Source organism: Microbaculum marinisediminis (assembly GCF_025397915.1).
In the GTDB taxonomy this organism is placed as follows: Bacteria; Pseudomonadota; Alphaproteobacteria; order Rhizobiales; family Tepidamorphaceae; genus Microbaculum; species Microbaculum marinisediminis.
The window spans coordinates 1-317 of sequence record NZ_JALIDZ010000050.1; the positions used below are offsets into that span (position 1 = coordinate 1).

A 317-nucleotide genomic window follows, 5' to 3' on the forward strand; every position below is an offset into this window, starting at 1 on the left:
CCGTCGAGGTTCCCGGATCTGGAGGCCCTATCCGCACCGTCGGTGTGGGGCGATACCGGGAGCCTGTTCGAAAGGATCATGAATATCGGTCAGCGACCTACCATGCCGAAGACCTTCAACTGGCTGACGCAGGAGCGCGGTGTCGATCCCGGCATGGCGTTGCTCATGGTCCGCGATCCCGACTTGTTGAACGGCTATATCCGGGACGCAAGCAAGGCGTCGCAGCCCATCGAGGTCAACGGCCAGCTCGTCAATCCGCAGACCGGGCAGGTAATCGGCGACTATCGCACACCGGACAAGCCGACCGCGCCTATTTC

The 317-nt window shown here is 62.1% G+C and carries 1 protein-coding gene; it reads left to right on the top strand.

Annotated elements, in window-relative coordinates; all coding sequences use genetic code 11:
• Positions 1 to 78: 78 nt before the first annotated feature.
• On the top strand, positions 79 to 317 hold a 239-nt coding region (locus tag MUB46_RS24230), incomplete at its 3' end, for a hypothetical protein (protein WP_261618544.1).